This is a genomic window from Leptothoe sp. EHU-05/26/07-4 (assembly GCF_043421015.1).
In the GTDB taxonomy this organism is placed as follows: domain Bacteria; phylum Cyanobacteriota; class Cyanobacteriia; order Phormidesmidales; family Phormidesmidaceae; genus Leptothoe; species Leptothoe turfae.
Genome location: NZ_JAXSQV010000005.1, coordinates 266,634 through 286,065 on the forward strand (window position 1 = coordinate 266,634; position 19,432 = coordinate 286,065).

Consider the following 19,432-nt stretch of genomic DNA (forward strand, 5'->3'; position numbering starts at 1 on the left):
AAAACCTGGAGTTTTAATGGTGAACACGGTTTAATACTCGTGAACACGGCCCAATTGTTTCACACCGACGTTTTATGCGCTGGTTTCCTATATCTATGGTTAAACGCATCTTTCGCTGGTTCTTATTTGGCGGCATTCTATTTTTCTTGGCCAAAACGCTTAAGGATCATTGGCAAGAAGTTAGAACCCTTGAAATTACTAGCGCTACATTGTCCCTGTTAACCATAGCTTTGGGCATAAGCTTGATTGCTCATATCTGGTCGGGATGGGTCTGGCATTTAATCTTAAAGACCATTGGCCAGCCTCGAGATGGCCGCTGGTCTACAGCGATCTACTTGAAAACTAACATTGCCAAATATTTACCGGGTAATGTGTGGCATTTTTATGGTCGTGTGCTGGCGCTGAAGTCATCAGGGTCGTCCACAGGTGCAGCCATTGTGGGGGTAGTGCTGGAGCCTGTGCTGATGGCGGCAGCAGCTCTAGGATTAGCGGCTATCAGCTTTAGCTTGACCGTCGGAAACCAGTGGCTATTGGTGATTCCTCTGGGAGCTTTGGTGGCCATGCTGGTGGCGATTCATCCACGTTTTCTTAACCCCCTACTACGTAAGTTGGGCAAAGCCAAAGCTCAGTCCCAGGGCTTAACGGTGATTACCAGTACGCTGCGGATGCAGTCATATCCATGGCGCTCGCTTTTGGGAGAACTGGGGTTTGTCTTCCTCCGGGGCCTGGGTTTTATTATGACGATTGTGGCACTGCAGCAGGGGCTGCAACCCAGTCAGTTTTTCACGATTTTAGGCTCGTTTAGTTTGGCCTGGTTATTGGGCCTGTTAGTGCCTGGTGCTCCCGGTGGGGTGGGTGTGTTTGAAGCAGTTGCGATCGCACTCCTGGGTAATCAACTACCCAACGGCTTGCTGATCAGTAGTGTCGCCCTCTACCGACTGGTGAGTACCATGGCCGAAGCCCTTGGAGCCGGCCTTATTTGGCTAGAAGAACGGATTGCCGATCTGATGGCACCCATGGCCAATATGAGAAAGCGGCTTTTATTATTGCCGCCTGCCAAGGATGACATTTCTTATGAAGCAGATGAGCCAATGTCCGCCTTGCTCGAAACAGATCCGCAGGAGATATCCGAGGTTTCCTATGTAGTCCCTCCTCAGGAACCGTCTTCGTCTGAAGAGACGTCCCTCCCAGAAATCACCATGTATGGTGAAGATCCTGACGCTGATGACTTAGAGGGAGATTTTGTCGGTGACGAACTGAGCGAGGACCCTGGGGAAGATGCCCCTGCCCCTGTGGATTTAAACAAGTCAGGTCCCATGCTGCCATCTTTTATTCCCCAGGCCTTTAAGGGGGAAGGAGAACCTACTTCAAAGTCTTTTTCTCCCAGAAATAGGGGTTAGTAGTCGTGAACTAATATTCTATGGACTCGTAACTTCAAACTCAAAACCGGTTCATTCTCTAAAGCGGCTTTAGGAAGTGATATGGGGAGTTCAGGCTCTTGTCAGTTGTTTTGCAGTAGGCCTGTGACTCGATCAACAATGTAGTTGGCCGTCTGTTCTAAAAACATCAAATCTAAGGTATCGACAGTATCACTGGCTTGATGGTAGTTGGGGTTGCGAAAGTTAGCGGTGTCACTTACCATGACGGCTCCAATGCCTTTTAGCCAGAAGGGGGCATGGTCGCTACGGAACAGATCTGGCATAAAGGGCAGTACTCCGATGGGGACTGGTAATGTGACTGCCTTGAGGGATGAGTCCGATGAAGTGGCGGGCTTAGTCTCAGTTTCAGTGGCAAAGGTCGCTAACAGTTCTGGATGATCGGTATCACCAATCACGCCAATAAAGTCTCCTGTGGATGGTAAATCTTGTTGTTCTAACCCTGGTGGGTAGGTTTGGCAGCCGGTTTCATAACAGGCGTACCCTAGCATTTCTAGAATAACTGCACCCGCTAACCCATCAAGGTTAGCGGCATCATTAACAAATGCATTACTCCCTAACAGACCAGCTCCTTCTGGCTGCAACTCTTCCTGATCAAAAAAGACGACCTGTAGGGTTTTATGGGTGGGGTAGTCGGCAAACAGTCGGGCAATTTCTAACGCGGTGACGACAGCGCTGCCATTGTCGTCTGCGCCGGGGGACCCTGCCACTGAGTCATAGTGTGCGCCGACTAGAATTTTTTGCTCCGGTGTTTGGGTACCTGGGCGAATAACGCTGAGATTAGTGCCTGCACTATCGCCAGAGCCGAAGGTTTGGGTGCTGGGTTCGTAGCCGTAGCTTTGGAGTTCTTTGATCAAGTAGGTGCGGGTGCGGGCCAGGGCAATGTTGGTGTAGCGTTCAGCGGCCAGGGTTTGAAGGTGCGATCGCAACCGCCCGCTATCCACCATGAGGCCTTGGGGTTGGGCTTTGGAGGAGACCTCATAAAACATAAACATGCCGACGGCTAAGGTCAGTACACTTAGCCACAGCCCTACTCGATGCCTAAATTGATTGCCCATAACCTATATCAAGTGTGGTTGATGTATCCGATATGGAGATGCTGCCCACTGTAGATAGCGGTACTGAAAACCGTCTATCAGCAGCTTATTTCTATTTTATGAAAACGTCATCGAAACTTGGTCAGTCTAACCAGCGCCATGTTGTTTGGCTAGCAGTGGGCTATGGTGGATTATTTTTACTGATTCTGTGGGCCGCTTACACCAATAATTTACCGCTCAAGTTACTGGGGAGAATCCCCTACTACGACAAGATTGGCCATGTGGTGCTTTATGCGCTAGCCAGCTATTTGGGCCATCGAGTGCTAAATCGACGTCACTTCAAAGGCATACGATATTTACCCATTTTCCCAGTGCTGTTTAGCTTGGCGATGACGGCAGAAGAGATTGTGCAAGGCCTATCCCCCTATCGAACATTAGATTCCCTCGATTTGGTGTGCAGTTTAGGCGGTGTCGTGTTGGGCTATTTTCTGGCCCAAGGCCCTGGAAAACGCAGTTAGAGATTTGTTAAAAAGCATATCCACCGTAGGGGCGCACCGCCGTGTGCCCTTCGACATGTACGCTATAAATAACTTTGATAGACGGCGAGAGTTAAGTTTAATCAGGATCTGCATTGCTGCATGGACCCATCGGTGCAAGAATTAGTCCAATGATGCGTCAGCTGGAGTCATCGTGATGGTTGCATCGCAGGATAGTAATGAACAGGTTTTAGCGGCCTTCCAGAAAATTCTTGCAGACCGCAAAAAGCTAGGGTCCCGAATTGCCACAAAAGAGCAGGAAGCTGCAGCTGCCAAAAATGCACAGATGCTAGCTGTGGCATCTGCCTATACTGTTGACGGTATTGTTAAAGGCCTAGCCGATCTACAACTGGAGTTTGGCAGCATTGTAACTGAGCTATCAGAAAAATTAACCGCTGAATCCTTAAAGCTGGGGGAATTGGATCAGGCCATTGAGATCGAAACGCGTCATCTACAAACTCTGAAGCAAATTCGCGTAGTGGCTGACACCCTCCATCTGCTGACCCAAGAGCATCAGGACAAACTCAGAAGCCTTGAGCAAACCGAAACTGAACAGCAAGCGGCTCTGGAAAAAGAAATGACTGAAGTGCGATCGCACTGGGCTAAAGATCAAGCCGATTTTGAGCAGACCGTGCGCGAGCAGACAGAGCGGTTAACCAAAGAACGAGAGCGACAAGAAGCAGACTATCAATATGAACTAGAACGCAAGCAAACCGTTGATGCCAATGAGTTTGACGAGACACGCCGCAATCAAGAAAAAGAATTGCAGGACACTGGGCAAGTCAACGATCGGCAATGGACTGAGCGAGAGAGAATACTAGAGGAGAATCAGCCCCTTTTAGATGACTATCAACAGCGTGTAGATGTCTTCTCAGCTGAACTTAGTGAGCTAGTCGAAGTAACGAGAGAAAATGCGGCGACTGCCGTACAGCAAAATGCAGACGTGCAAGCCGAACTGCTGGAGAAGGAGTGGGAAGCCACCAAACAGGGCTACGAGTTTACGATTCAATCACTGGAGCAGAAAATTCAAGAACAAACTCAGCAAATTGAAAGCATCAATACTCAATTGCAAGAGACCATGCAACAATCCCACACGCTGACTATAAAAGCGTTTGAAAAATCATCTTCCACGGCTGATTCTCAAGAAAGAGGAGGTTAGCATGACCGATATACCAACGAATAGAAATACAAAAGCACAGATTCTAGACGCTTATAATGAATTGCTCAAAGAACGAAATAAGCTAGAAAAACAGCTCGACAAACTACAGCAAGAGCCAAAGGCACGTCCCACAACCGTTGTAGAGACAAAACCCTCTGAACCTGTGAAAAAAATGAGCCAGCAGCCCGTCGATCAACCACAGGACAAAATGACAGCCACCATTAGCACCCTGGCTGGGTTACAAGGGGGATTTGGTAGTGCCGTCAGTGAGTTGTCCGAAAAGCTGACTTCGAAAGCGGCTCAACTACAGGCTCTCCGGTTAGCCGTTGCCGAGGAACTGTCGCAACTGGAGGCTTTGCACAATTTAGATGATATCCAAGCCGATACCCTGGATACCCTAATCCAAACCTGTGAAGACAACAGTAAAGCCTTTGAATCCGACTTTAATCAAAGGAGTGACACCCTCGAAAATGAACTACAGAATCTGAAACAGTCCTGGGCAAAGGAGCAGGAGGAGCATAAGCGTTCTGTGAAAGAGCGGGATGAAGAACAGCAAAAAACCAGTCAGCGAGAAGCTGAAGAGTATGACTATACTCTCAATCTCCAGCGCAGTTTAGCGCAGACGGAATACGATCAGGCTCAAGAGGAACGCTACAGGGATCTTGCAGAGGCTAAGCAAACCCTGGAGGAACAGTGGGCAGAACGGGAAAAAGCCATTGCTCTCCAAGAACAACAATTTGCCAAGCTAAAGGCTCAAGTCGAAGCCTTTGAGAAAGAGAAAGCAACGGCCATCAAGCAGGCCAAGGCAGAAGGAGAACAAACAGCCAGTGCCCAGACAAAAATAGCAGCAGATCTGCGAAATAAGGAATTGGATGGCTTTAAGCGTGTGTATGAACTGAGGATTCAGGCCCTGGAACAAACGATCACGACCAGTGAGGAACGGATTCAGACCTTATCGAAACAGCTGGCGGCAGCCCTAAAACAAGTTCAGGATTTGGCAGTGAAAGCCATTGAAGGCGCATCAACTATTCAATCCTTTGAGGCGTTTAAGTCCCTGGCAATGGAACAGGCCAAAACCCAAATGAAGGGAAAATAGTCTAGTCGGTAGCGGCACATTTTGCGAATGCGGCAGCATCCTTGTATTTCCCTGGTTGCATCATTCTGACGTGGAGTAGCTCGCCTGTAAAAATGGATAGATACACCTATTGATATTGATAAGTTTTTGTTCGTACAAGGGAACCTTAAACCTGAGCTAATTCCCCATCATCCCCGCAGTCAGGGCCATTCCTATGCAGGTTTCTAGGAATTTTGCATTTCTCAAGGTTCATAGCTTAGCGCTTGTCAGGCTGGGTACGCTAGCTGAAAATTATTTTGCAAACGATCCGAACACCTGTCTGATTAAGCTGCGTCAGTTTGGGGAGCAACTGGCTCAGTTGGTAGCTGCTACGGTTGGTCTCTATGAAGACCCCGATGAAAGCCAATTTGAACTCCTGCGGCGGTTAGAGAATCGTGGAGCAATTACGGGACAAACCACCCAACTTTTTCATGAAATTCGGAAGGTGGGTAATCGGGCTACCCACGGTAGCTATGGCGAACATGGGGCCGCACTGAGCCATCTGAAATACGCTCGGTAGCTTAGGTATCTGGTTTCATCGCTTAATTGATGCGCAATTGCGCGAGGCGGGTTGGGAGGTTGATACGGAAACATTGACCTATGGCAATGGCACTCGTCCCCAGAAAGGGAAAAATCTAGCCATTGCTGAATGGCCCAATGCTAATGGACGGGCTGATTATATTTTATTTGTGGGGTTGGATGCGATCGCAGCCGTCGAAGCCAAACGTAAAAGTAAAGATGTATCTGGGGCAGTAGACCAGGCCAAGCGCTATAGCCGGGGATTCCAGACAGCCCCACCCGGTGGTCCCTGGAGAGACTACAAGCTGCCGTTTGTATTTGCCACCAATGGCCGAGAGTTTTTGCCCCAACTTGAAACTAAGAGCGGCATCTGGTTTTGCGATGTCCGTCGTCCAGAAAACCTGCGACGTCCCTTACGCAGTTGGTATAGCCCAGCCGGTTTGATCGATACCCTGGCCCAGGATATCGATCAGGCCCAGACGCAACTGGCTCAGGAGCAATTTAACTACGGCTTTGACCTACGGCACTATCAAATTCGGGCTATTCGAGCAGTAGAAGCAGCCCTGGCCCAAGATCAGCGCAATCTGTTGCTGGCCATGGCAACGGGCACCGGTAAAACCAAAACCTGTATTGCCCTGGTCTATCGATTGCTCAAGACCAAGCGCTTTCGGCGCATCCTATTTTTGGTGGACCGCACTGCCCTGGGAGAACAGGCTGCCAATGCCTTCAAAGATACTCGCATGGAAAGTTTGCAGGAGTTTGCCAAAATCTTTGAAATCAAAGAGCTAAAGGATGCAGCCCCGGAAAGGGATACAAAGGTGCATATTGGCACGGTACAGAGCTTTGTCAAACGCATACTGTACCCCAGCGATGAGACCGAACCCCTAACGGCAGATCAGTATGATTGCATCGTGGTGGATGAGTGCCACCGGGGGTATTTGCTGGATCGGGAGCTCAGTGACAATGAACTCACTTTTCGAGACTTCAAAGACTATGTCTCAAAATACCGCACCGTTCTAGAGTATTTTGATGCGGTCAAGATTGGCTTAACGGCTACGCCTGCGTTGCATACATCCCAAATCTTTGGTGAGCCCGTTTTCAAATATAGCTATCGGGAAGCAGTGATTGATGGCTATCTGATTGATCATGAGCCCCCCATTCGACCCGTAACAGCCCTGGCTGAAGACAATATTGTTTGGCAGGCAGGTGAGAATGTTCAATACATTGATCCAAAAACTGGGCAGCTGGACTTGATCCACGCACCGGATGAAATCCGAGTGGAGGTGGAACAGTTTAACCGGCAGGTAATCACCCAAGAGTTTAATCGAGTGGTATGTGACTTTTTGGCGGATGAAATTGACCCGGAGATGGGTAAAACGCTGATTTTTTGTGTGAATGATGCCCATGCTGATTTGGTAACAGATTTGCTGAAGAAATCTCTGACAGATCGGTATGGCAGCATTGATGACGATGATGTCAAAAAGATTACGGGAGCGTCAGATAAACCTCTAGAACTGATTCGACGGTATAAGAACGAGGTCAGTCCCAAGATTGCCGTGACTGTCGATTTGTTGACCACCGGGATTGATGTACCGGCCATTTGTAATCTGGTGTTTCTGCGGCGGGTCAAGTCAAGAATCTTATACGAACAAATGCTGGGGCGGGCTACTCGTCTCTGTGATGATCTGGACAAAGAGTTTTTTAGAATCTTTGACCCAGTGGGCCTGTACAAAGCCATCGAGAACTTTTCAAGTATGAAGCCGGTGGTAGTAAACCCCAAGATTTCCTTTGGTCAATTGGTAGATGAACTAGTCTGTGTGACGGATACCAGTGCCGTGGAGGAGATTTTGGATCAGATTGTTGCCAAGTTGCAACGAAAAAAGCGTCATCTGAGTGCTGACCAGCAAGAAACCATTGAAAGCCTGGCGGATATGTCTGTTGATGAGGTAGTGGATCATCTGAGGCAATCTAGCCCAGCAGATGCAGCACACTGGCTGCAAGAACGGAAGCAGATCGCTGAGATTTTAGATCGACGGGATGGTGGACGTAAGCCGGTGCTGGTGTCTTACCATGCTGATGAACTACGGCGAGTGGAGCAGGGCTATGGTGTGGCAGAAGATGGCACTGAGTATGGTAAACCTGAGGATTATTTAGAGAGTTTTGAAGCCTTTATTCAGGATAATCAGAATAAAATTCCGGCCTTGATAGTCGTCACCCAGCGACCCCGTGATCTGACTCGTCAGCAGCTTAAGGACCTGCGTATAGAGTTGTCGAAAGCTGGGTATTCAGAAACGATGCTTAAAGCAGCCTGGCGGGATAAGACGAATGAGGAGATTGCCGCGTCGATTATTGGCTATGTGCGGCAGGCGGCTTTGGGAGACCCATTAGTTCCCTATGGAGAGCGGGTGCAACAGGCGATGAAAAAGATTTTGGCCAGTCAGAAATGGACGGCACCGCAGCGGAAATGGTTGGAGAGAATTGGTAATAAGCAACTGGAAAAGGAGTATGTGGTGGATAAGGAAACTCTAAAACAGGGGGCATTTAAGACCCAGGGAGGGTTTCAGCGAATCAATAAAGTGTTTCAGGGTAAGTTAGAACAGGTTTTGAGTGCAATTAATGAATCACTGTGGTCGGCGGATAGTAAATCAAACTGATTGATCGTTAGGGAGGCGCTTACCCAGGCCGGGTTCAAAACCCCACGCTAATTGAGTGCTGTCGCTGAAGCGACAAGACCCTCTTTGCAATTTGAGAGCAACTTGTAATGACGAACCCCTTTAGCGGGTTTTGATCTGATTAGCCCTGACACTTTGAGTGCAGGGCGGTATACGCAATTTGCCAACCGTTTTATATGCATATGCCCATGTGGGATGTGTTCCATGATCCCACGCCGGGTTCAAAACCCCGCGCTAATTGAGTGCTGTCGCTGAAGCGACAAGACCCTCTTTGTAAGTTGAGAGCAACTTGTAATGACGAACCCCTTTAGTGGGTTTTGATCTGATTAGCCCTGACACTTTGAGTGCAGGGCGGTATAGACAATTTGCCAACCGTTTTGGATGCATATGCCCATGCGGGATGTGTTCCATGATCCCACGCCGGGTTCAAAACCCCGCGCTAATTGAGTGCTGTCGCTGAAGCGACAAGGGAATACTCAAAAGATAATCAGATCTCAAACTCTTGTGCGATGTCGCTTTGGCAGCTCTACTATCATCTTGTATGGGCCACTAAAAATCGTGAACCGTTGATTACAGAAGCCCATGAGCAACTACTCTATCCAGATATTCGGAGTAGAGCTGACAGACTGGGGTGTATTTCCTATGCAATTGGAGGAACAGAGGATCATATTCATCTCATTCTGTCTATTCCCCCAAACCTCGCAATTACAGAAGTAGTGAAGCAGCTAAAGGGAGGAAGTTCTTATACCCTCAACCAACGGGTACCTATTGCTGATAAGTTTCGCTGGCAAAAGGAGTATGGCGTTTTCTCTTTAGGCCGTAAACAACTTGATAGAGCCGTCAAATATGTTCGACATCAAAAAGAACATCATAAAGTGGGTTCTGTGATTGATGTGCTTGAGCAAACAAAAGGCAAATAATGAATGGTTGTTGGTTATGACGGTGCGATCGCAAATGCATCTCTTGGTTATGTACCATTCCCCCATGTCAGGTTCAAACCCCAGCGCTAATTGAGTGCTGTCGCTGAAGCGACAAGACCCTCTTTGCACTTTGAGAGCACCTTGTAATCACGAACCCCTTTAGCGGGTTTTGATCTGATTAGCCCTGACACTTTGAGTGCAGGGCGGTATAGACAATTTGCCAACCGTTTTGTATGCATATGCCCATGCGGGATGTGTTCCATGATCCCACGCCAGGTTCAAAACCCCGCGCTAATTGAATGCTGTCGCTGAAGCGACAAGACCCTCTTTGCACTTTGAGAGCACCTTGTAATGACGAACCCCTTTAGCGGGTTTTGATCTGATTAGCCCTGACACTTTGAGTGCAGGGCGGTATACGCAATTTGCCAACCGTTGCAATAAATTAATACAAATTAACTAATTCACATCGTCACTGACCAACCTCTGGTCTATACTAAGATAGCCATTTAGATAGCCATCTATGACCCAGTATTCTATTGCTCAGGCGCGCGATCGCTTTACCCAATTAGTTCACGAAGCCGAGCAAGGCAAGGCGGTGGAAGTGACCCGTCGGGGGCAGCGCGTGGCAGTGTTGGTTTCTGCCGAGGAATATGACCGCTGGCATAAACCCAAGCAAGATTTTTGGCAATCTGTCCTGGTTTGGCGGGAAAAGTTTGGCTTAGATACTCGCGATGAGGACGAAGACGATCGCGAGTTTGAAGAAATTATGGCCACTGTGCGGGACAAATCCCCTGGTCCAGAACCGTTTGAGTGGTAATGGCGATTCGTTTTTTGTTAGATACCAATATTCTGTCAGAACCAACTAAGCGTCGTCCGAATGATCGGGTCATGCAGCAGCTAGCAGAAAACAGTGGGCAGTTTGCCATTGCGTCTATTTCTTATCACGAGGTGATGGTTGGTTATTTGAGATTGTCAGAGTCTCAAAAACGGCGGGAGATAGAAGCCTATATGCAGCAAAGTGTAGACGGTGTGCTGGAGGTTTTACCCTATGACGATACGGCAGCGCGATGGCATGCGCTTGAGCGAACGAGGCTAATGCAAGCGGGAGAAACACCGCCCTATGTGGATGGGCAGATTGCTGCGATCGCGACCACCAATAGCCTTACTCTGGTGACCCGGAATACCGATGATTTTCAATATTTCCAGGATTTGCAAATTACCAATTGGTTTGAATAATGATTGGGAATTTAATGCAGTGCGCAGTGCAAAAGTCGATACGTCTTTCCCTCCTGGGAGGGAGTCCCTCCTGGAAGAGGGTGTTGGGGTGGGTTTCGGAATATAGCCCTAGCGATCAACCCATCCCGCCCTCTGGGCACCCCGCCCTCTGGGCACCCCGCCCTCTGGGCACCCATCCCGAGAGGGGATGTGATTGCGCATGGTATGAAGTCTTGGCCTGAGTAATCTAACGCTGTTAAACACGCTACTGCCTATGAATGCTACCTCCGATATCGTCGCTAAGCTGTGGAACCTTTGTCATGTCCTGCGGGATGATGGCATTACCTACCTGCAATATGTGACGGAGCTGACCTACCTGCTGTTTTTGAAAATGATGCAGGAAACCGATCAGGAGACAGTGCTGCCGGAGGGGAAGCGCTGGGGTGATCTGGTGGCGCTAGATGGCATTGAACAGCTGGAGTTTTATCGGGATCTGCTACGGGACCTGGGGCGCAGTGGCGTCAATAAGCGGGTGCAGGCGATTTTTGCCAATGCTCAGACGGCTTTGAAGCAGCCGCGCATTATCAAAAAACTGGTGACCAGCATTGATGAGCTGGATTGGTACTCAGCTAAAGAAGAAGGGCTGGGAGACCTGTATGAAGGACTTTTGGAGAAAAATGCAGGAGAGAAGAAATCAGGGGCGGGACAGTACTTTACGCCTCGTTGTTTGATTGACTCTATGGTGGCGCTGATGCAGCCCCAGCCGGGGGAGCTGGTGCAGGACCCGGCAGCAGGGACCGGCGGCTTTTTGATTGCAGCAGATCGTTACATTAAGAAACGTACCGATGAATTGTTTGATCTCGATACGCCTCAGCAAGCTTTTCAGCGACAGCAGGCGTTTTTTGGCATGGAGCTGGTGCAGGATGCCCATCGACTTTTGCTGATGAATATGATGCTCCACGGCATTGAAAGTACGGTCACTCTAGGAGATACGTTAGGGTCCGATGGAACTGGGCTGGCTAAGGCCGACCTGATTTTGACCAATCCCCCATTTGGTACCAAAAAAGGTGGCGGCAGTCCCACGCGAGATGATTTTACCTATCCCACCTCCAACAAACAGCTAGCCTTTTTACAGCATATTTATCGCAGTTTGAAGCCTGGGGGACGGGCAGCGGTGGTACTGCCAGATAATGTGCTGTTTGAAGCGGGGCAGGGGCAAAAGATTCGGGCTGACCTGATGGATAAGTGCAATCTCCATACGATTTTGCGATTGCCCACGGGGATTTTCTACTCGCCAGGGGTGAAGACGAATGTGCTGTTCTTTCAGCGGGGGAAGACGGAGAAGGGTAATACGGAAACGGTGTGGGTCTATGATCTGCGGACGAATATGCCCAGCTTTGGTAAGCGGAACCCATTGACGCGGAAGCATTTTGAGGAGTTTGAAACCTGTTACGGGGAGGATGCGAATGGGGGGAGTTCCCGGAGCGATCAAGGAGAAGAGGGGCGGTTTCGGTGCTTTAGTCGAGAGTTTATTCAGGAACGGGGGGAGAATTTAGATATTTCCTGGCTGCGGGATGAGAGTTTGCAATCGGCTGAGGATTTACCTGAGCCGGATGAAATTGCAGCAGTGATAATGGAGAAGTTACGGGTGGCGATGACGGAAATGGGAGCGTTGAGCGTGTTGCTGGAGGAGTAAACGATGCCTAAACTATTGGATAAAGATGCCAGCTACACGTTTCGTTCGTATTTTGAGATGCCTTACGATACGGATGAGGTGTTGGCAGAATTTGGCTATAGCTATACTCAAAAACGGTTGAGTTTAACCAAAACCGATAAGACATTATCTGGTCTCGATCAGCTTAAGACCCAAATTGAGGAAACACTGCCCTATGTACAGCTAACTAGCGAAAGTGCCAAGCGTGAGGTATTGGTCGCCCCTGTTTTGACGCGCGTTGCCACACTTTGTCATCAGGTTTTGCGATTTGAGTATTCGTTAAAGGTTAGTAATTGGTTACAGGGTAATTTAGATTATCTAATTCGTGCGCAACATCAGGTGATTGTGGTTGAGGCAAAGCGGGATGATCTTACCCGAGGGTTTACTCAACTGGCAGTGGAGATGATTGCTTTGGCGATGGTGGATGATGCGCCGTCAACGATTTATGGGGCGGTAACGATGGGGAATTTATGGCTTTTTGGGGTGTTGGATCAACAGAAGAAATTAATCACTCAGGATATTGGGGGATATCAGGTGCCGGATGATGTGGAGGATTTGGTGCGGGTATTGGTGGGGATTTTGGTGGGGTGATTGGCTTCGGCTTCGCTCAGCCAACGGTGTTGGTGGGCCGTGTTTACCCTGCATGGGGCGGTTGGCAATGGCGTTAGGTGTTGCGGGGCTGGCACAAGGCACAGCCCCTACGAAATGATCTATTTTGAATGGGGTTAATAAATTTGAATTTGGTATCGACATCGACTCGTAACCTTTACCCTGACCTCGCCGTAACTCACACCTCACCTGAATTTTTGCCATGAAGGACAACTTACTCTCGGGGGGTGTGGGGGAGTTAGGCCCCCACGAACAGGAGGGTTTCAGGGAGGAAAGCCCTGAGCAACCCTTATCGCGATTGGGCAGTTTTCATCTGTTACTGCATGAACTAAAAATTACAGCAGATGAGAGCACAACTTGGAGTAATTAATTGAATGGCAAGTCGTCGACAAGTAGCACTTGAAAATTCCGCAAAAATTGATTTGGGTAAATTACCATCTCTGTGGGAGAGGGCTTTGCTTGCCGATGTATCTGAACTACAGTGTGGGTATGCGTTCAAGAGCAAATGGTTTAGTGATTCTGGAATTAGGCTCTTGAGGGGAACCAATATAGTTCCTGGGGGTTTGAGATGGGAAGATATTGCTTATCTTCCTGAAGAGAGAATCTTAGAGTTCAGTGAGTACAGACTAGAACAGGACGATATCGTGATCGCGATGGACCGACCTTTAATTTCTAGTGGTCTTAAGATTGCTCGTTTGTCTGCAGAAGATCTACCAGCGCTCCTACTTCAGCGGGTTGGGAGATTTAAGATGACGCAAGCGATGCTGTCAGATTATCTATTAATTTTTTTGAGAAGTTGGATTTTTATTACCCATATAGGAGGACAAGCTACAGGCACTCAGTTACCACATATTAGTGCAACAGATATTAAAACAGCACCAATTCCCCTTCCTCCCCTCAACGAGCAACACCGCATCGTCACCAAAATCGAAGCCCTAACCACCCGCAGTTGCAAAGCCCGCGTAGCCCTCGACGCCATCCCCCCATTGCTCGACCAGTTTCGGCAGTCCGTCCTCGCCGCCGCATTTCGGGGCGACCTGACCGCAGATTGGCGGGCACAGAATCCCGATGTGGAAACTATTAATCAACTTCTTCAAAGTTTATCCAAACAAAAGATCCAGGGTAAATCTACAGGAAGAGCTGCAACTACGAATATTATTCCAGGGCGTGCAGCATTGAGTGTCGGAGATCCTGAAACAAATATCCCTTCTACTTGGCAAAGAGTTCACTTGCTTAAAATCGCGCGCCTTGAGAGCGGTCACACGCCTAGTAGAAAACATCCAGAGTATTGGGGAGGAGATATTCCTTGGATAGGAATCCAAGATGCTCGTGAAAATCACGGTCAAAGAATTACATCTACATTTCAATATACCAATGAATTAGGACTCGAAAACTCAGCTGCGAGATTACTACCTAGGGGCACTGTGTGTTTGTCTCGAACAGCCTCAGTTGGATATGCATTAATCATGGGTAAACCGTAACCGTCCCAGGAAAATAAAGAAATCTTAGGGTCCGTCGTACGTGAGCTTCGCTAAGTTGGTGGCATGAGTGAAGAGATCGAAATTGCTGGAGTCAAGGTACCAAGAGCGGACTGGGAGGCAACCCCAGCAAGTATCCGTGCATTGGTGCTGGTTCTTAGCGAGCGCTTGAAGCAACAAGATGAGCGTTTAAGCCAGTTAGAAGAACGATTGAATCAGACCTCACAAAACTCATCAAAACCCCCTTCGAGTGATGGATTCAGCAAGCCTTCAGACGGTAAAAAGAAATATAAAAAGCGGTCTCCACTAGGCCAACCAAGATCGTCACCCCGTCAGGCTCGTAAACTCAAACCCAGCGACGAGTGTGACCAGGTGCATGACGTGATGCCGTCGACGTGTGCAGACTGCGGTGCACCGTTGAGTGGTCACGATAGTCATCCCCACCGTCATCAAGAAATCGAACTACCGCCGATGGAGCCAATGGTGATTGAATATCGCCTGCATCAACTCAGTTGCGGTGTCTGTGGTCAGGTTACCCGAGCGGCTTTACCGCCAGGGGTATCGCCCTTGGGCTATGGGGAACGATTAAGTGCAATCGTGATGCTGTTGAGTGGCCCGTATCGTCACAGCTATCGTCAAGTGTGCGCGCTCATGGCGGACCTGTTTAGCGTTCGTCTCTCTCGTGGGAGTGTCGGTCGCTTGCGCAATGAAATGAGCGACGCCCTCAGCGTACCCGTGGCCGCTGCCAAGGACTATGTTCACACCCAGCCAGTGCTCCATAGTGATGAAACCAGTTTTCCTCAAGGGAATCGGGATGGTCGAAATCCCAAGCAGACGAAAGGATGGTTATGGGTGTTGGTGACACCCCTAGTGAGCTTTTTTGAGGTTGTTCTGAGTCGGTCTCAGAAGACCGCAAAAGGTCTGATTGGTGAATCCTATGAAGGTATCGTGGCCTCTGACCGCTACAGTGCCTATAACTGGATTGCGTTAGACCATCGGCAAGTGTGTTGGGCTCATCTCAAACGAGACTTAACAGCAATGACAGAGCGTATGGGTGTTTCTCACGAGATTGGGAAAGCGTTGCTGCGTCGCCAGCGTCGGCTGTTTCGGTGGTGGCATCAACTGAAAAATAACACGTTGTCCCGTGAGCAGTTTATCCGTCAAGTCACCCAGCTACGGCAAGGATTCAAAACGACGTTAGAAGAGGCTGCTTCACTACCGATTGACCCTCATGAAAAATCTCCGTTGGCGAAGACCGTCAGAACCTGTCGTCGGTTGCTCAAGGTCGAACCTGCGTTATGGACCTTCGTTGCCATCGGAAATGTTGAACCCACCAATAATGCGGCTGAAAGAGCCTTGCGGCCAGCGGTGATTTGGCGGAAAACCAGTTTTGGTTCTCAAGCTCAACACGGTAGTCAGTTTGTTGCACGCTTGTTGACCGTCACTGCCTCGCTCAAGGCTCAGGGCAGAGATATGCTTGATTTCCTCGCTCATGCCTGCTTGGCTGCACGAACTGGAAAAGAGCCTCCTTCGTTGATTCCACAAGATCAACGCTAGGGACGGTTACGGTAAACCAATGGCAACTAGCCAAGATTTTGTCAATTGGATTTGTAGTGATGCTCTAATTCCAGAATTTTTGCTCTACGCTTTTCTTGCTGAAGGAGAACATTTATTGAAATTTGGGAAAGGAACAACGCATACAACTATTTATTTTCCTGAAGTTAAGGCATTTCATATTGCTTTACCCCCTTTAGAAGAACAAAAAAAGATTGTTGAACTTATTAGGCAATACTTACATGTTTTAGATAGCTTGACACTTCAGATGGAAGATGTAAATGGCGAATTATCTACAATTGACCAATCTATCCTCGCCAAAGCCTTCCGAGGCCAACTCGTACCCCAGGACCCCAACGACGAACCCGCCAGCGTGCTGCTAGAGCGTATTCGGGTGGAGCGAGAGAAAGTGGGGAAGAAGAAGGGGAAAGGGAGAGGGAAAAGAGTGAAGGGATTAGGGGAGTAGGAGAGCAAGCCGGAATGTTTCACGTTCACCAGAGAAAATTTGTAAGACTTACCACTTCGTTCATACCAATAGAAACATGATCGGAGGGAGCCAAAACCGGCTGCTTGGGGTCCCTCCGAGTTCCCCAAACCCCCATGGCTAGGGCCGGGAGGCCGCCCTAGGACCCAGCCTACTGGGTTGTCCCCAATTGCATTAAAGTAGGGGTTACGACAAGGTCGATTAATCAGGTTATCGCATTGTTATTTGGCCTACTTCAAAGTAGAACATGCCTTTCCTCAAATGAGCTTTCAATACCTTCAGATTTTCTGTCCAGACAATGAAACAGCCCTGAGGAAGCGGGGGCGGAGACGTCTTTAAAGATCTTTCAGGTAAAGAGTCTTAAAATCTTCTGCAGCCTTTGGCTGGATTTGCTTTAAAGCCTTGATCAGGCTAATCACCGTTTCAGAACTAGGATCACGTACCTCATTAGCCCAACGATAAACATTTGATGCACCGATCCCCATGACGGCAGCCAATCGCCCCTGGCTAATGCCGTGATTTTCCATCACCACCTTAAGTACCTTACCCGCTCTGCCCATGCCCTTGATCCTTACAAAGGCTGTGACATTTCGTATACAGTCCAATTGGACTGTGCCTATTTTGGAAGTAGGTATAGTCTTTATCGCTGAACCCTTCTCTCTGAAAACCCAAGCCTTTGTGACGCTTTCTGAGCGTAACGTGACTCCTGAATCTACTCTCCAGCTCTATTCCGTCCCCAAACCCGACCGCGAGCCAGTCAAAATCCTGATCATTGGCTCCCAGGTTGCTGTCAACACCATCATCTACAGCCACCACCACCACCGCTTCGCTGAACCCTATAGCCCAAGGGGCATGCGCTAAAGCGTAATGAATGGACCCCATTTTTACCCACGGATCGTCCGATTCAGATTCAGGCCGGGGAGGCGTTGCGATCGCTAGTAAAATATCTGCCCCGTTCGTAAACTGCTGCTGTGGGCAGAGCCAACACCCTACGCTCCAGGCAGAGCCTATACCCAACGGGTCAATACAATAGTAAAGTCCTGCAACTAGGAGACCGAAATTCTAAAGCAAGGGCCATGAAGCTGGAAGGCGAACTGATTATCCCCGAAGCCAAGATGAATGAGTCCACCGTCAAACTCTATGACCGCATCTCCCTGAACCGCGACTTTCCTGAGTACAACCTCAAACAGGGCGATGTGGCCACTTTTATCGACACGGTTCCCGATCCCGAGGGTATCGAAGAAGGCTATATTCTCGAAGTCTTTAATGCCCTAGGCGAATCGATTGATGTCGTGACTGTACCCAAGTCCGCCGTGGAACCATTACACCCTAATGAAATCCTTTCGGTGCGTAACCTGGTTCAGGTTTGATTTGCTCAATCCAGAGCTAGAGCTATCCCAACCACCTGTCCCTGGTCTTGCCACGGCCATACACCGCCGCTTTGCAAATATTTTTGAATAGACCCCATTTCGACCCACGGATCGTCCGATTCAGATTCAGGTGGGGGAGATGGTGCGATCGCTAGTGAAATACCTGCCACGTTAGTAAACTTCTTGCTAGTGGCAGAGCCACCACCTACGCTCCAGGCAGAGCCTGGGAGCAAGTTACATGAGGAACACATTATGCAAGGCGAAATCGACCAATACGGCTTCGAACGCATCCAACTCACCAGCCTGATCGCCCTCAACCAGTTAATTGCCGAGCGCTTTGACCTCCCCCCACGTCCCTACACCACCGATCTCCGTGCCGCTCTGGAACTCGTCATCTGGGCCTTAGACCACGACGACTTTCCCTACTTCGCCATCTTCAAATCCGCTGACGAAGCTTTTCCCAGTAAACCCTTTGGCGTTGGCTTTGCTCGCAAAATGTGGCGGTATGCTGAAACTGGTGCCCTAGCCATCTGTCTAGATGCCCTCTATCAACTCAAACAAATAGAAGTAGACCTTAAACTCGATGAAGCAGAATAGCCCATCACGATTAATCCCATGACTTGACATCACGGCTGAAGCACCCGTAATTTGCTCAGTATTCACCGCACTACTCTGGCCCCAAGCATTTCCATGAAACTCGATCCTGCTGACGTACAGCTCTTCTTTGATTTGATGCTGCCCTTGCAATGGTACGTTAGCCAGCAAGCAAAACTATTACCCGACATTAAGACCTTTAAAGCCTACACAGACAGCTCCATGGATGACAAAATAATTGTCAGAGATTATCTCTTTGACCATCCTGAGCTAATTGATCAATTCATCCAAGACAATCCAAACAATCTGGAGGCGGATAAACTCAGCCTCATCGACCCATGGAAAAACTTTATTCATGGCGACTTTTTTATTGAACGGCTGCTCAAGAAATACAGCATTTTTATAGACGATAAAGAAAACGTCTACGCCGTGCTAGGTCTCATGGAAGGTTTGGATGCCTTTATGGACAAGCGGGATTTACCAGTGCGAGTACAAACCATTCTGTTGCCCTTTAAAGGCAAGATTATCTATGATGGTTTCTTCCGCTGGTACAACATCTTCTTTGGTGGCGGCATCAAATCATCCCTCAAACAAACTTACCTGATTGCCAAAGATAACAACGCCATTATTGACACCCTTGAACCAGACGCCATACCGACCGAGAAGAAGGGTAAAAAGGTTCGTAAACAATCCACTGATCAAGACTGGGGACCACTCCTAGATGAACTAGCCGAAAAAGCTAAAAAGCTACGGGGTGGCGGCGGACAGCCCGCTACCTACAGCTCTATTTTTAGCCTGGTGCGTACCAGTATTGAACTGGCCCAACTGGCCACCGCTGATTCACCTGATATCGATAAACTGTTCAAAAAGGGAGCCCGACTCGATACGCTGCTACAACAAGTGGAGAAGGCCCTGCTGAGAAATGTATAACCGATTTATACTGCCCACTGATCATTGGAGGTGCGATCATAAGTGGCAAGGCCACCACCACTACTCGCTCCAGGCAGAACCTTGGGAATGA

General features: G+C 48.8%; 20 protein-coding genes and 1 pseudogene. 18 read left to right on the plus strand and 3 right to left on the minus strand.

Annotation, left to right across the window (positions count from 1 at the left end; translation table 11 throughout):
• Nucleotides 1–95: 95 nt before the first annotated feature.
• On the plus strand, nt 96–1,400 hold the full coding sequence (locus tag U2F10_RS19710; protein WP_163662788.1) for a lysylphosphatidylglycerol synthase domain-containing protein: 1,305 nt from the start codon (nt 96–98) through the stop codon (nt 1,398–1,400).
• A 101-nt stretch (nt 1,401–1,501) separates the two neighbouring features.
• Here U2F10_RS19710 and U2F10_RS19715 read toward each other — a convergent pair whose 3' ends face one another.
• Complete coding sequence (locus tag U2F10_RS19715) at nt 1,502–2,494, minus strand: M28 family peptidase (RefSeq protein ID WP_499873104.1); 993 nt, start codon at nt 2,492–2,494, stop codon at nt 1,502–1,504.
• Nucleotides 2,495–2,508: 14 nt separating this feature from the next.
• Here U2F10_RS19715 and U2F10_RS19720 point away from each other — a divergent pair, with 14 nt between their 5' ends.
• The 13 genes and pseudogenes from U2F10_RS19720 (at nt 2,509) to U2F10_RS19780 (ending at nt 16,429) form a co-directional block, all read left to right on the plus strand.
• Nucleotides 2,509–2,991 (plus strand): VanZ family protein, encoded by a 483-nt coding sequence (locus tag U2F10_RS19720; protein ID WP_499060553.1) that lies wholly within the window; start codon nt 2,509–2,511, stop codon nt 2,989–2,991.
• 175 nt (nt 2,992–3,166) lie between these two features.
• Nucleotides 3,167–4,168, plus strand: coding sequence for a hypothetical protein (locus U2F10_RS19725; protein WP_499060552.1), 1,002 nt, complete (start codon nt 3,167–3,169; stop codon nt 4,166–4,168).
• 1 nt (nt 4,169) lies between these two features.
• Nucleotides 4,170–5,264 (plus strand): hypothetical protein, encoded by a 1,095-nt coding sequence (locus U2F10_RS19730; RefSeq protein ID WP_499060551.1) that lies wholly within the window; start codon nt 4,170–4,172, stop codon nt 5,262–5,264.
• A gap of 193 nt (nt 5,265–5,457) precedes the next feature.
• A pseudogene (hsdR, locus tag U2F10_RS19735) lies at nt 5,458–8,455 on the plus strand (type I restriction-modification system endonuclease).
• A gap of 527 nt (nt 8,456–8,982) precedes the next feature.
• The gene (tnpA, locus tag U2F10_RS19740) at nt 8,983–9,393 is read left to right on the plus strand and encodes an IS200/IS605 family transposase (protein ID WP_499873105.1); all 411 of its coding nucleotides are present in this window, start codon (nt 8,983–8,985) and stop codon (nt 9,391–9,393) included.
• 520 nt (nt 9,394–9,913) lie between these two features.
• Entirely contained in the window at nt 9,914–10,210 is a 297-nt protein-coding gene (locus tag U2F10_RS19745) for a type II toxin-antitoxin system Phd/YefM family antitoxin (protein WP_499873106.1), read from the plus strand.
• A complete protein-coding gene (locus U2F10_RS19750) occupies nt 10,210–10,629 on the plus strand; it encodes a type II toxin-antitoxin system VapC family toxin (protein ID WP_499873107.1) in 420 nt (139 codons plus the stop codon). Before U2F10_RS19745 ends, U2F10_RS19750 begins: the two co-directional genes overlap by 1 nt.
• A gap of 253 nt (nt 10,630–10,882) precedes the next feature.
• Nucleotides 10,883–12,304, plus strand: coding sequence for a class I SAM-dependent DNA methyltransferase (locus tag U2F10_RS19755; protein WP_499873108.1), 1,422 nt, complete (start codon nt 10,883–10,885; stop codon nt 12,302–12,304).
• A 3-nt stretch (nt 12,305–12,307) separates the two neighbouring features.
• A complete protein-coding gene (locus tag U2F10_RS19760; protein WP_499873109.1) occupies nt 12,308–12,913 on the plus strand; it encodes a hypothetical protein in 606 nt (201 codons plus the stop codon).
• A 220-nt stretch (nt 12,914–13,133) separates the two neighbouring features.
• Entirely contained in the window at nt 13,134–13,301 is a 168-nt protein-coding gene (locus U2F10_RS19765) for a hypothetical protein (RefSeq protein WP_499873110.1), read from the plus strand.
• Between the two features lie 4 nt (nt 13,302–13,305).
• A complete protein-coding gene (locus U2F10_RS19770; RefSeq protein WP_499873111.1) occupies nt 13,306–14,412 on the plus strand; it encodes a restriction endonuclease subunit S in 1,107 nt (368 codons plus the stop codon).
• 63 nt (nt 14,413–14,475) lie between these two features.
• Nucleotides 14,476–15,966 (plus strand): IS66 family transposase, encoded by a 1,491-nt coding sequence (gene tnpC, locus U2F10_RS19775; RefSeq protein ID WP_499870809.1) that lies wholly within the window; start codon nt 14,476–14,478, stop codon nt 15,964–15,966.
• A gap of 19 nt (nt 15,967–15,985) precedes the next feature.
• On the plus strand, nt 15,986–16,429 hold the full coding sequence (locus tag U2F10_RS19780) for a restriction endonuclease subunit S (RefSeq protein ID WP_499873112.1): 444 nt from the start codon (nt 15,986–15,988) through the stop codon (nt 16,427–16,429).
• 353 nt (nt 16,430–16,782) lie between these two features.
• Here the strand turns inward: U2F10_RS19780 and U2F10_RS19785 are convergent, their stop codons facing one another.
• Nucleotides 16,783–17,007 (minus strand): helix-turn-helix domain-containing protein, encoded by a 225-nt coding sequence (locus tag U2F10_RS19785; RefSeq protein WP_499873113.1) that lies wholly within the window; start codon nt 17,005–17,007, stop codon nt 16,783–16,785.
• Nucleotides 17,008–17,029: 22 nt separating this feature from the next.
• Between U2F10_RS19785 and U2F10_RS19790 the strand changes: the two genes are divergently transcribed.
• Together U2F10_RS19790 and U2F10_RS19795 are read left to right on the plus strand one after the other, a co-directional pair.
• Nucleotides 17,030–17,308: a hypothetical protein gene (locus U2F10_RS19790; protein WP_499873114.1), complete on the plus strand. Its 279-nt coding sequence runs from the start codon at nt 17,030–17,032 to the stop codon at nt 17,306–17,308.
• Nucleotides 17,309–17,562: 254 nt separating this feature from the next.
• Nucleotides 17,563–17,817, plus strand: coding sequence for a DUF4926 domain-containing protein (locus tag U2F10_RS19795; RefSeq protein ID WP_006516406.1), 255 nt, complete (start codon nt 17,563–17,565; stop codon nt 17,815–17,817).
• A gap of 5 nt (nt 17,818–17,822) precedes the next feature.
• Here U2F10_RS19795 and U2F10_RS19800 read toward each other — a convergent pair whose 3' ends face one another.
• Nucleotides 17,823–17,987 (minus strand): hypothetical protein, encoded by a 165-nt coding sequence (locus tag U2F10_RS19800; RefSeq protein WP_499873115.1) that lies wholly within the window; start codon nt 17,985–17,987, stop codon nt 17,823–17,825.
• An 82-nt stretch (nt 17,988–18,069) separates the two neighbouring features.
• Between U2F10_RS19800 and U2F10_RS19805 the strand changes: the two genes are divergently transcribed.
• Together U2F10_RS19805 and U2F10_RS19810 are read left to right on the plus strand one after the other, a co-directional pair.
• A complete protein-coding gene (locus U2F10_RS19805) occupies nt 18,070–18,414 on the plus strand; it encodes a hypothetical protein (protein WP_163662762.1) in 345 nt (114 codons plus the stop codon).
• 93 nt (nt 18,415–18,507) lie between these two features.
• Complete coding sequence (locus U2F10_RS19810) at nt 18,508–19,341, plus strand: hypothetical protein (RefSeq protein WP_499873116.1); 834 nt, start codon at nt 18,508–18,510, stop codon at nt 19,339–19,341.
• Nucleotides 19,342–19,432 lie beyond the last annotated feature (91 nt).